This window comes from Pseudanabaena sp. 'Roaring Creek' (genome assembly GCF_001402795.1).
Lineage (GTDB): Bacteria > Cyanobacteriota > Cyanobacteriia > Pseudanabaenales > Pseudanabaenaceae > Pseudanabaena.
The window spans coordinates 1-12,855 of sequence record NZ_LIRE01000381.1 but is presented as its reverse complement, the minus strand read 5'-3'; the positions used below and the strand labels follow the sequence as shown (position 1 = coordinate 12,855).

Below are 12,855 nucleotides of genomic sequence, written 5' to 3'. Positions count from 1 at the left end.
TAACTGGCTACTGCTATAAAATCCAGATCTCAAACCTGCGCCACAGGTTTGAGATCTGGATTTTAATTATGCTCTGTTACTTGGCAGGTTTTTTATACATATTTTGTAAACTGAGGAGTCCGACTCCACCTGTAACCATAAACACCCCAAATAATTGGATGAAATCGAGCTTGGTGCCCAAAATTGTAAATGCTAAAAATGTCGTAAATACGGGACCGCTCGCACTAACAATCGAAGCTTGAGCTGCTCCCATCAACTTTGTCCCGAAACTAGTCAGCAGATATCCACCTAGGGTAGTTAAGGCAATCAGGAAGCACATGAATATCAGTGAGCCATTGAAGGAGATCGAAGCTAAGGTGAAGGGTAAAGTACCAAAACAAAGTAACAAGATAATGGCAAAGTTAATGGATGTAAACGAAACAGGATTTAGCTGTTTGAAGCAGGCTTGCGAAGTGATGATATATCCTGCAAAAGAGATGCCTGAAAGCATCGCGGCAGCTACTCCCCAAGTATCGGGTTTCGTCACGCCAAAAATGTTATAGGTCAGCATGATCCCCAGATAAATTACGCCGATTACAAACCAACGCTCTTTACTAGGGCGATCGCCAAAGAGGAACCAAGCCATTAGTACCGTAACGGTGGGGAAGATAAAAAATAAGGTGACAGCTAATCCTGGGTTCAAGATACCTAGAGCGACATAAATAAAGGCAAAGGAGGCAAATTGCAATAGCGCACTAAAGGCAACTCGCCAAAACAATAGTCGTCGACTAGGCGTTAGCAATTGCTGGAAGTCGCGCATGACATCTACTCTAAAAATAAACTTGGCGACTAGCCACATAATAGGCGTGGCAAATAGCATTCGCAACAGCAGCAACATAAAGGAGTTGGGGACGCTGGGCTTGATCAACCCGCCAAAGCTAAATAGTCCCAGAATGGTGGAATTAGAGAAGATCACCTTGACCAGAATATTCTGGAATGACAGCACCACTGAAGCCCCCAATACTAAAATAAATCCAAACCACCAATCATTGAGGCGCTTTACGGGCTTTACGATCGGAGGTTCTAAATCTAGGGCTTTGAAAGGCTCGGTCGGTTCGTCGTAGGGACGAGTGTCATACTGTCGAAATTGCCCACTATTGAAGGTGGGAATTTGAATTTGATTGTAATTGCCATTGCCGTTGGGAGTAGCAGGTGCGGTGGTATTGCTACCGATCGCCCCCGTAAAACCAGAAGATGTCCCCGTGAAGCTGCTTGTAGGTTGATTCCCCCCTAAACTGCCACCGCTACTGTAGCGATCGCTGGTGGATCGGCGTAAATATTCATCAATTCTCTCAACCAATGCCGAGAGCATCAATTCGCCCTGCTGTCTCTGAGCGTACATACGCTGCATCTGATCGTCGAGATCGCGCTGATAAGTATCGACATCCCGTTGCAAAGACTGAAAAGTAGCTCTAATCGCACTATCCAGATTCAGCATTAGCTGCTCGAAATTCTCTGAATGATCGTTGAGCACCTTGGAATTAGTGACGATCACATCATTTTTGAGGTGAAAGGTAATTGCTTGGGCAAGTTGTTCGATCCATTGCTGGCGTTGAATTTCCTGTTGATTCATGCCTTGCTGGGCGACAGTCAATACCTCTAGCTCTTTACGTTGAGACTGGAGCCGTTGAATATCGTCGGTAAGGGCATTTTTCTGGGCTTGTAAAATTAAAATTTCGCGGCTGAGCTTGCCCAAGATATTTGACCGCAGATCTGACAAGTCCTTGGTGACTCCTGCGAGGGTCTGCTCGTAAGAACTACTACGAATATTATTGCTCTCCATTGAAGAAATCACCTCGTAACAATGCCGTCTAAAATAATGCTGGGTTCTATGTTTGGCACTAATTTTTTAATTGGCTGAATTGGTTGCGTCTAGTTTGCGAACTTTATAACACTAATTTGAGCATCTGGCATATTTTGTTTTATTTGTTTGCTAGAAAATTTTCGCTAGAGCAAGAGAATCAACTTTTAGCTTTTAATACCAAATCACAAAATGGCGTAGCCATTCTGTGATTTTAAAACACTTGCTGGGTTTGGTTTTTAATTCCCAAAAGTGTAGCCACACTTTTGGGAATTGGTATAGGTAGTTCGGCATAAGTAAACTTAAAACCTAGAAGAGCATACCGCCCGCGCAGCGGGCGGTATGCTCTCTGGCTTTGGTTTTTAATCATGCCGAACTACTTATCAGGTTTCAGATTTTGCGAGGTGCATAGTATCTAGCCATTCAATTAAGTTGTCAAGCTGTTTGTCGTGGGAGAGAGTCCCTAATCCTCTAACCGTAACATTACCTTTGCTATAGACAAATCTCGGCTGTAAATGGCTGGGCAAATGTTGATGAAGTAGTTTCCATGCTGGTTCTTCCATCTTAGACTCTAGAACGACATGTTGTTTGCCTTCGGGCTTAATACGGAAAAAGCCGATCCGTTTAGCGAGGAGTTTTAATTCCATGACTTTGATCAATTGCATGGCAGGGACGGGAACCTTGCCATAGCAGTCACGCCACTCTTCAATAATTTGCATTAATTCACGACGAGAACTGACGGAGGCGACGGTGCGATAGGCGCTCATCTTGCGATCGCCATCGGGGATATATTCGGTAGGGATAAAGGCGGTAATGGGCAGATCTACTTGCGTATCCTCGACTTCAGGAATTTCGGAACCGCGTATTTCGGCGATCGCTTCTTGGAGCATTTCCATATAAAGGTCAAAGCCGATGGTATTAATTTGACCAGACTGTTCTGCGCCGAGGAGATTCCCCACCCCACGAATTTCCATATCGCGCATGGCTAACTGATAGCCCGAACCAAGATGGGTAAATTCTTGAATTGCTTTGAGTCGTTTGCGAGCAATATCGGTAAGCTCCCCTTTTTCTTGGTAAAACAACCATGCATGGGCTTGAATGCCCGCACGTCCAACCCGACCGCGCAACTGATAGAGCTGCGCCAAGCCAAACCTTTGGGCATCTTCGATAATGATCGTATTAACCCGAGGAATATCTAGCCCCGATTCGATAATCGTGGTGCAGATCATCATGTCTGACTCGCCACTGCTGAAACTGAGCATGGTGGATTCCAGTTCCGATTCGGGCATTTGTCCGTGGGCGATCGCCATTCTTACCGATGGCAACATTTCATGCACCCTTGCGGAAACCTCTTCAATATCGTCAATACGCGATACTACATAAAAGATCTGTCCCCCGCGATCGAGTTCCTGTCTGATGGCTGCTCTCACTAGTTCGGGGTTGTAGCGCGAAAGATGGGTCATAATCGATCGTCTTGAGGGTGGCGGTGTGGTGATTAGGCTCATCTCCCGAACTCCTGACATCGCCATATATAGGGTTCTGGGGATTGGCGTGGCGGAGAGTGTTAACACATCCACTTCTGTTTTCATAGTTTTAATTTTCTCTTTCTGCGCCACCCCAAAGCGCTGTTCCTCATCAATCACTAATAGCCCCAAATCCTTAAATTCAACATCCTTGGATAGCAGTTGATGCGTACCGACGACGATGTCTAGTTCGCCTGTCTTGAGTTTGCGGCAGATTTCTTTTTTCTCGACATTGCTGCGGAAGCGATTGAGCAAAGCAATATTGATGGGATAGGCGGCGTAGCGCTCTTGCAAACTGTGGTAATGCTGTTGCGCGAGAATGGTGGTGGGTACGAGCAGAGCTGCTTGCTTGCCTGTCGTCACCGCTTTAAAAATTGTGCGAATCGCAACTTCAGTTTTCCCAAAGCCGACATCACCACAGACGAGGCGATCCATCGGGCGCGAACTTTCCATATCCTGCTTGACATCCTGAGTTGCCTTCAACTGATCGGGGGTGGCTTGATAGGGGAAAGAATCTTCCATTTCCTGCTGCCAAGGATTATCGGGGGGAAAAGCATAGCCGACCTGTTGCGATCGCTTAGCATAGAGTTCTAAAAGATCGAAGGCAATCTTCTTAATTGCTTTTTTGGCTTTATTCGTAGTATTTGTCCATGCCTTACCTGTCATTTTATGCAGTTCGGGCTTACCCTCATTCATGCCGCGATAGCGGGACAGGATCGACATTTGATCGACAACAACGCGCAGTAATCCATCGTCATATTTGAGAACTAGATATTCGCGAGTTTCATTGTTGACCGTTAACTTCTCTAATTTGAGAAACTGACCGACACCGTGATTTTTATGAACGACATAGTCTCCTGGCGCAAGTTTATTGAGATCGACTTGTTTGGATACGGCTCTTCTTCGCTTCCTGACATAGTTGGGCGTGCCGAGGGCGTGCTGACCAAAAAACTCGCGATCGCTAATTACTACAATTCGATAGGTAGGCAAAACGAATCCTTGAATTTCCGCCGTGCCTGAGTATTTAAAAGCAACGGCGATGCGGAGGTTATGGGTCTTGTCAATCGCAGGAAAATCTTTGACATTGGGGATGAACTGAGCTTGGCAATCATGTTCTTGTAGTAGGGCAACAGTTCGTGAAGGCTGTGCCGAAACAAGGATGATTTTATATTTCTGTTCGCGATATTCGCGAATTGTTTGGGCGATTTTAGCAAATTGGTGGGGAATGGCGGGTACTGGACGGCTAGCCATATTTACGCCCCGATTTTCTTCTGCTAGCTCAAACAGATCGAGACGATTAAATTTGGCGACATCGAGTAAACAATCCGCAAATGAGCGATGGAGTATCCCTGTTCCCCCCGTAAAAATTTCGGTGGCTGACTCATACCAGTGATCGCAATGGGCTTGACATTGTTCTAGTTCGTCTATAACCACCAGACATTGCTCTGGTGGTGGCAAATAATCTAAGAGCGAAGCACTCGATAAGGGATGGACTGCAAAGCCTTTGCCGCTGAACTCGTCTTCTAAATCCGACTCGGACAAGGGAGTATCCCCAAAAATATGCCCATAGGTAATAGGAGTGAGCAATACCGAAGGAATGCTATCTAGCGCTCTTTGGGTAGTGGGCTCGAATTCACGAATCCGTTCGATTTCATCGCCGAACCAGTCGATCCGAACGGGCATCTCACTGGATACGGGAAAAATATCGATAATATCGCCCCGCCTTGCCCATTGTCCTTCGACTTCTACGGTGGAAGTATTTTCGTAGCCCATGAGGGTTAGGTTTGTCGCGAGATCCCGTAGCTTAATCTCCGAGCCAACTTCCAACATTACGCAATATTCGTTAAATTTTTGCGGGCTGGGCAAGTGCTTTTGCAATGCGCGATCGGTTGCCACGATCGCCATTTTCTTCTTTTCTCCTGCTTGCTCCTGCCAATCCGCTAAATCCGCCAATACCTGCATTTGTCCCCAGATGACCTCTGACTCTGGCTGATAGGGCTCGTAGGGCAACATATCCGAAGTTGGGTAGTAATGAACGATATGCCAACCCATCGTTTCTAGCTGTACCGACCAGCGTCCCGCTTCCTCAATCGTTGAGGTAATGACTAACATTAAGCTTTCCTGCTTTTGGCTCAAGGTTGAGCTGACAATGCCTTTTCCCACTCTCGATAGCCCCGAAAGTGTCAGTTGATGCGATCGCATCAATTTATTTTCTAGTTCGTCAGTGAGAGGAGAGCGAGTTAATGAACGAATGACGGAGGAAAATGGCATGAGGGGAAAGGGAAAGTTAAACAATGGCAGTAACTATAATTTTACATTACGGTCAAAGCTTATCCAAAGTAGGAAAATGCAGGCTAGGATCGATTTATACCAATTCCCAAAATGGCGTTGCCATTTTGGGAATCTCAAAACCTTACTGGATTTCGCGTTTAATTCACGAAAGTGTGGCAACACTTTCGTGAATTGGTATTATTCTGTAAGTAGCTATTGCGGGTTTCATTTTGCTGTAGGCAAAATGAAACCTCAAAACTCTTATTTAGGATTGTTTTTTGTTTTCAAATGAGTACGTACTCCTTTGAAAACTGTAAGAAATATATAAAAGCCTGTTGCCGCCTGCTTAGCATTTGGCAACAGGCTCTGGTTATATCTAGCCATATCTGCCTTAGTAATATGACAAATCAAACTCTGCCCGATCGCCATAGCCCAACTAAATCGGAACGTAAAGAAGAACTAATACTCTGCTCGCATTGCTTGCGTACTGCCACCAATGGCATTAAATGCCAAGGTATTTGCGTCGCCGATAGTAACTACTAGGGAAGCCAAGGATGGGCGGCACTGCCGCCCATCCTTGCTCGTTTGAGGATTTATATTTCCGCGATCGCTCGTTCGATCAGTCTACGTGCAATGGTTTGTGTACCAGTATGTTCGTAGTAATTCGTCGCTACATCTAGAAACGCTGCAATGTAATTTAACTTATCGTCTGAAAAGTTAGCAAAAGATTGCAAGTTGCGAGTAATCTTTTCTGGTGACAAGTCATTTGAGACAACTAGGTTATTCATCCAGCCTTTAACTGAGTCGAGGCTTTCGCCGATAAAGTTCAGCTTGCTGCTAGAGCTTTGACCTGGAATCTCATCTTTAATAGTTTGGAAGGTTGAGCTTTGCTCTAATTCATTTGGACCGATCCGACCAATCCAAGATAAGGTCTGTTGAATAAAATTGGCACCTAGGGGGAGCAATCCGTCAAAGCAGACCAAGGCAACCATCCTGATTAATGACTCGCCACTGTATTCTCCTAACGATGAGACAAAATCCCCAAGGCTGCTTGGAGGAATACCGTTAATGTGACAGAAGGCGGTTGACTCTGCAACTAATTTCAAGCATAGATCGATCGCTTGTGATTTTTCGGGTTTGGGAGTTACTTTGTTTAAAAAACCCACAAGAGGAATGTTTTCACCAACTTTATTCGCTAAGATTTCTGCACCGAGTGCTTTATCTGTGTTATCGACGCTTTCATAGAGCCATAGGGCTCGCTGGTATCCTTGAGAACGGTCGTTGTACAGATAAATTGCTCGTTCGCCAATTTGCTGAATGAGGTCTTGGTCAGTTTCACCAGTCACGGTTTTAATAGTGTTAACAAAACCAACTAAATTATGCCACTCACCAGGAGCGATGAAATCGAGCGATCGTAAAGCAGAAACGGTCAAGTTACTATGTGGTAGTTCATCAACCAACTGTTGAATCGGTTTGCTCATAAAAACCCCTAAAATTTAGTTACACCGAACTAAAATACCATCCCAATAGAGAATTGCGGCGCTTCGTGCCGCAATTCTCTATTGGGTTTGATGTCCTGACTTAAGTGAATATAGCTATAAGACACTTTTAAGCAACTTTCGTAGTTCTAAACCCTGTTTATGATTGGGTTTCTCTTTGAGAACTTTTTCTACGGTAAAAGATGCTTCTTTGTAGCGCCCCGCACCATATAAACTTGCCGCCAGACCATACTCAGTATTAATTCTCTCTACACCTCCCCAAAGAGTATTTGCTTTGAGAGAGCGATTGTAAGCATTAATAGCATCGGCATATTTACCCTGAGTATAAAAAATCAGCCCTTGATTATGCCAAACCTCAGCAAAGCCCCCAGACAAACTAATTGCCTTCTGATAAGACTGTAAGGCTTCTTCATACCGTTTAGATTCTCTTAAGACATTGCCCTTTTTATACCAGCCAGCATAGTCATCAGGCTCAATTGATGTAACGCGATCGAAAGCCTGAATGGCTTCGTCATAACGTTTGAGAGCGAATAAAGTATCAGCCTTGGCATACCAAGCATTAGCATAATTAGGATTAATTGCAATAATTTGATCGAACGTATTCAATGATTGGGAGTAGTTACCTCGTTCGAGCGAGTAAACTCCTTCTATGTAGTTCTCATAAGTAATTTCGTCAATATTACTCTGAAATAATTTAATCTCAGGATTACCAAGCCTAATGCGCTTTCCTCGGTCGAAGGCACGAATTGCATCTTGATATCGACCTAATCTGGTCTTTGCTTCTGCTTCACCATAGTAAACCACATAGTCCTGAACGCTGAAAAAGTGCTTAGCTTTAATAATGTAGGATGAGTTGGGAGATAGCAAAACAGAGCGCCGATAGGAGATGAGAGCTTCTTCGTAGCGCTCCAATCGGAATAGTGCTAATCCTCTAAAAAACCATACAAATCCATAGTCTGATTTGATCTTTAGAGACCGATCTAGATCGGCGATCGCCTCTTGATATCGTTTAAGGTCGAGGAGTGCAGTTCCGCGATTAAACCACCATAAATAGTAATCTTCCTCTTGTACGAGGGGTTGTGAGCGATCTACGAATTTCCCCCCTGGTTTAATTTGTAAAGCCCTATCGTAGGATGCGATCGCTTCGTCAAATCTTTTTAATCCTGCGAGAGCCAAACCATGATTGTTCCAAAGTTCGGGATCTTTTCGCCCGCGTTCATCTTGCAAGGCAATCTCAAAGCAATCTAGGGCTTCTCGAAAAAGTTCTTTTTTAAGGGAAATAGTACCTCGTATCTTGTAATTGCCAGGATGAGCGGGAAGAGAACCGATGTTACAAGTACGATTTTGACTATATGCCATTGGAGGATTGGAGAACTCTAAAATCCCTAAAATGCAACCTGACAAAATTAGCCCATAGGGTAATGAATGAAGAGTTCGAGATTTAGAATTCATAATCTTTATTGTTGTGACTTTTAGGGAAGTTAAGAGGGAAGTTAGGAGGAAATTTAGTCAGGAAAATATTTAATTTGCTGGGGGTGGGGGTGGGGCTTGTCTGGTTGGATTTGCTGGTGGCGGATCGTATGCTGGCGGCGGCGTATAGGTATCTACGGGAACTTCATACCTTGTTGGCGGCGGCGTATAGGTATCTACGGGAGCTTCATACCTTGCTGGCGGCGGCGTATAGGGCTCTGCGGGAGGAGGTGTAATATCTTGAGAAGGTGGAGATGTAATTTGAGATGGTGGAATAATAGGAGTTACCAGTTTTTTCTTGGCTTCGTTTGCTATTTTCTGTCCCCGCTTCTGCCAGTAAGGAGTGGATGAAATATTTTTAACAGTATCGATCGCTAACTGCCACTTACTATCTTTAGCAGCTTGTTCGGCTTTTTGTATTAAATTACTATTTTTTGTGTTGTCTTCCTGCCATTTTGATAAAAGAAAATCAACTTTTTTGCGAATTTTTGTGTTTACTGGAATCGCCTGTAAGATGATTTTTGCTTCATTTAAATTGCCTGAATTTTCATATTTTGTTTTAGCTAAAGTAATTAGTTTCCCTGCATTATCATTAGCTTTTTTCTCGTTATAAATATAAGTGATGGTGGTATTTGTTGATGTAGTATTTAACGCATTAATAGTATTAGAAAATACTAGGTTTTTCTTTGTGGTTTCATCTAATTTAAACTGTGTATAAAAGAAATAAGCAATAAATCCTAATCCAGCAATAACTCCAGTACCTAAAATTATGACAAGGAGGATACGGATTCTACTTTTTCCTTTATTTTTAAATGCAACTTGAGAAGATTTTTCGGAAAATTTTGATCTCCTGTAGGTTGATGAATTGGGAAGGTTGGCTTTAAGACTCTGCATTTTATTAGTATTATTTGATTCCATATTTTCTCCACTTCGCTGTTTTGGTGTATCTATTTCAGGAGTTGCTTGAGATGGTTTTGATGGCTGAGGCGGTTTAGGAAGAATAGGCAAAGGTAAGAGAATTGCAGGGTTATGCGATGGATTAATACGGTCTTCCAACGGTGCTTCAATTGGAGCAATAGGCTGTATGGCAAGTAGCATTTGTCCAGCATTGGCATAGCGAAGATCGCTAGCAGGAGATAGAGCCATATTAAGGATTTGGGTCAGGCGATCGCTAACAATACAACGATCTTCCCAATTCCACTTGTTATTAGGAGTTTTTAAGTCTTCGGGGGGCGAACCTGTTAATAGTGCGATCATAACGACTCCTAGTGCGTAAATATCTGCCGTAGGAGTTGCCTTTCTCGTTAACAAAACTTCTGGTGCTAAGTAAATGGGATTGTTGCTTCCATTACCTGATAGCAGTAAGATCTGTCTCCGATGCTCATCATAGGCAATGGTATCGAGAGAAATGGAGCCATGGGATTGTTTATGCTCATGCAGCCTAATTAATTCAGCGACTACTTGGCGCAAAATATCTTTGACTTCTAGCTCTGAGAAGACTTTCCCTTGTTTTTTAGCTAGTAGCGATCCATAGGTTGTATATGGAGAAAAATTTTGCATAAGTCCCCTACTCATGGTTTTTTAATTAATTACATCGATTTCGTAGATGGGCTTGCATCCCCCATAACATAATCCCACAAAATAATATTTAAGTAGCTAAGGCATAAGTAAACTTAAAACCTAGAAGAGCGTATCGCCCGTTACGCGGGCGGTACGCTCTCTGGTTTTGTTTTTTAATTAGACTACCCCCAAACCATATCAAAGCCTGCCTTGCCTCGATCTTCTCTTTGTTCCGCCCAGCGCATAAAACCCAAGAATTGATTGGCGGCGCGGAGCGCCGCCAATCAATTCTTGGGTTTTAATTTGCCTTAGGGTAAGTGACTGTGGCTATAGTTAAGAACAAACTACAAATAATCGCTAAAATAATCGCTAAAATAATCGCTGATGTTGCTAATCGTTGCGGAATCTTACTATTTCACGATTAAAGATTCTCCATAATTTACACTAGATATCTAAGCAAAATCTCAGTGCATTATTCAGTGCATTACGATCGCATCCGAACTAGGACAGTTTTTTAAAGTGTTGCTAAGCAAACCAAATCAAAAAATTCCTAGGGAGATGGTGATCGCCAAAAAATTAAATATTCATTTTTCCTAAGTTTTTCCTGATTTAAGTTTTTGTAATTACTTAATAACTATGTCCCAACCTACGATTGAATCAATATTGCAAGAACGGCGCTTGTTTCAACCAACTGCTGAATTCTCGCAAGCTGCCCATATTAAGAGTCTTGAGGAGTACCATCAAATCTACGATCGCGCTAAAGCCGATCCAAGCGCATTCTGGGCAGATCTCGCGGATAAGGAGTTGGATTGGTTTGAGAAATGGCATACTGTCCTTGATTGGCAACCACCCTCGGTGAAATGGTTTGATGGGGGGAAAATCAATATTTCTTATAATTGTCTCGATCGCCATTTGCGTACTTGGCGCAAAAACAAAGCAGCGTTAATCTGGGAAGGAGAAAATGGGGATTCGCGTACCCTTACCTATGCCCAACTGCATCGCGAAGTTTGCCAGTTTGCCAATGCTCTGAAACAATTGGGAGTCCAAAAGGGCGATCGCGTTGGTATTTATATGCCAATGGTTCCTGAAGCCGCGATCGCCATGCTTGCCTGTGCCAGAATCGGCGCGGTGCATGGTGTCGTCTTTGGTGGATTTAGCGCGGAAGCTCTGCGCGATCGGCTGATCGATGCCGCCGCGAAATTGGTGATTACCGCTGACGGTGGCTGGCGCAAAGATGCGATCGTGCCATTAAAAGACCAAGTTGATAAGGCGATCGCCAATGGAGCTGTACCCTCGGTTACTGATGTGTTAGTAGTCAAGCGCACGGGGCAAAATATTCACATGAGTGCGGGACGCGATCACTGGTGGCATGACTTGCAGCAAGGTGTTTCTGCAAAATGCGAAGCAGAACCGATGGATAGCGAAGATATGCTCTTCGTTCTCTATACTTCAGGCAGTACGGGTAAACCAAAGGGAGTCGTCCATACCACCGCAGGCTATAACCTCTATAGTCACATGACTACCAAATGGATTTTTGACCTCAAGGATACGGATGTCTATTGGTGTACTGCTGATGTGGGTTGGATTACAGGACATAGTTATATTGTGTATGGACCTCTTTCCAATGGCGCAACGACATTGATGTACGAAGGCGCACCCCGAGCCTCTAATCTGGGTTGTTTTTGGGATGTAATTGAAAAGTATCAGGTTTCGGTTTTCTATACAGCACCTACGGCAATTCGTTCCTTTATTAAAATGGGCGAACATCATCCCAACACGCGCGATTTAACTTCACTCCGCCTATTAGGAACCGTTGGCGAACCGATTAACCCTGAAGCTTGGATGTGGTATCACCGCGTCATTGGTGGTGGGCGTTGTCCAATTGTCGATACATGGTGGCAGACGGAAACGGGCGGAATTATGATTACCGCGTTACCAGGGGCAATTCCTACCAAACCTGGCTCCGCGACCCTACCATTTCCAGGCATCATTCCCGATATTGTCGATCTTGACGGCAATTCCGCCCATGACAATGAGGGAGGTTATCTAATCGTGCGCCATCCTTGGCCTGGGATGATGCGGACTGTCTACGGCGATCCTGATCGCTTCCGCAAGAGCTATTGGGAACATATTCCCCCTAAAGATGGTAATTATGTTTATTTTGCGGGGGATGGTGCTCGTAAGGATGAGGATGGTTATTATTGGGTGATGGGACGGGTCGATGATGTAATTAACGTGGCGGGACACCGTTTAGGAACGATGGAAATCGAGTCAGCCTTAGTATCCCATCCTGCGGTGGCTGAGGCAGCCGTAGTGGGCAAGCCCGATGAATTAAAGGGTGAAGATATCTTTGCCTTTGTGATTCTCGAAGGCGATCGCCAACCTAGCGAGGAACTGGCGCAGGAACTTAAAAAGCACGTAGTTGCTGAGATTGGAGCGATCGCTCGTCCTAGTGAGATTCGCTTTGCGGAGGCTCTACCCAAAACCCGATCGGGTAAAATCATGCGGCGCTTGCTGCGATCGCTTGCCTCTGGTCAAGAAATTACCAGCGATACCTCTACTTTAGAGGATCGTTCGATTCTTGATAAGTTGCGGGAAGGAGCATAATTAAAAACACTGAAACCTGTAACTCATGCTGTGCATGGGCTACAGGTTTCAGTGTTTTTAATTTAATGTATAGATAATTTAAATA

General features: G+C 44.2%; 7 protein-coding genes. 2 read left to right on the top strand and 5 right to left on the bottom strand.

The window, feature by feature from the left end; translation table 11 throughout:
• Positions 1-76: 76 nt before the first annotated feature.
• Positions 77-1,822: an EamA family transporter gene (locus tag AC805_RS12970; protein ID WP_055075828.1), complete on the bottom strand. Its 1,746-nt coding sequence runs from the start codon at positions 1,820-1,822 to the stop codon at positions 77-79.
• A 401-nt stretch (positions 1,823-2,223) separates the two neighbouring features.
• Positions 2,224-5,634 (bottom strand): transcription-repair coupling factor, encoded by a 3,411-nt coding sequence (mfd, locus tag AC805_RS12965; protein ID WP_055075827.1) that lies wholly within the window; start codon positions 5,632-5,634, stop codon positions 2,224-2,226.
• Positions 5,635-6,033: 399 nt separating this feature from the next.
• Between mfd and AC805_RS26285 the strand changes: the two genes are divergently transcribed.
• Positions 6,034-6,177: a hypothetical protein gene (locus AC805_RS26285; RefSeq protein ID WP_197278722.1), complete on the top strand. Its 144-nt coding sequence runs from the start codon at positions 6,034-6,036 to the stop codon at positions 6,175-6,177.
• 50 nt (positions 6,178-6,227) lie between these two features.
• Here AC805_RS26285 and AC805_RS12955 read toward each other — a convergent pair whose 3' ends face one another.
• From AC805_RS12955 to AC805_RS12945, 3 genes are all read right to left on the bottom strand, one after another.
• A complete protein-coding gene (locus AC805_RS12955; protein ID WP_055075825.1) occupies positions 6,228-7,115 on the bottom strand; it encodes a hypothetical protein in 888 nt (295 codons plus the stop codon).
• 114 nt (positions 7,116-7,229) lie between these two features.
• The gene (locus AC805_RS12950) at positions 7,230-8,585 is read right to left on the bottom strand and encodes a tetratricopeptide repeat protein (RefSeq protein WP_055075824.1); all 1,356 of its coding nucleotides are present in this window, start codon (positions 8,583-8,585) and stop codon (positions 7,230-7,232) included.
• Positions 8,586-8,654: 69 nt separating this feature from the next.
• Positions 8,655-10,163 carry a hypothetical protein gene (locus tag AC805_RS12945; protein ID WP_055075823.1) on the bottom strand — a complete coding sequence of 503 codons (1,509 nt, stop codon included), beginning with the start codon at positions 10,161-10,163 and terminating at the stop codon, positions 8,655-8,657.
• Positions 10,164-10,799: 636 nt separating this feature from the next.
• Between AC805_RS12945 and acs the strand changes: the two genes are divergently transcribed.
• Positions 10,800-12,770 carry an acetate--CoA ligase gene (gene acs, locus AC805_RS12940; protein ID WP_055075822.1) on the top strand — a complete coding sequence of 657 codons (1,971 nt, stop codon included), beginning with the start codon at positions 10,800-10,802 and terminating at the stop codon, positions 12,768-12,770.
• Positions 12,771-12,855 lie beyond the last annotated feature (85 nt).

What these genes read in the sequence shown, in the direction of transcription:
- AC805_RS12955 (WP_055075825.1), bottom strand. Translation starts at nt 7,115, where the DNA reads ATGAGCAAACCGATTCAACAGTTGGTTGATGAACTACCACATAGTAAC.
- AC805_RS12970 (WP_055075828.1), bottom strand. Translation starts at nt 1,822, where the DNA reads ATGGAGAGCAATAATATTCGTAGTAGTTCTTACGAGCAGACCCTCGCA.
- AC805_RS12945 (WP_055075823.1), bottom strand. Translation starts at nt 10,163, where the DNA reads ATGCAAAATTTTTCTCCATATACAACCTATGGATCGCTACTAGCTAAA.
- mfd (WP_055075827.1), bottom strand. Translation starts at nt 5,634, where the DNA reads ATGCCATTTTCCTCCGTCATTCGTTCATTAACTCGCTCTCCTCTCACT.
- AC805_RS26285 (WP_197278722.1), top strand. Translation starts at nt 6,034, where the DNA reads ATGACAAATCAAACTCTGCCCGATCGCCATAGCCCAACTAAATCGGAA.
- acs (WP_055075822.1), top strand. Translation starts at nt 10,800, where the DNA reads ATGTCCCAACCTACGATTGAATCAATATTGCAAGAACGGCGCTTGTTT.
- AC805_RS12950 (WP_055075824.1), bottom strand. Translation starts at nt 8,585, where the DNA reads ATGAATTCTAAATCTCGAACTCTTCATTCATTACCCTATGGGCTAATT.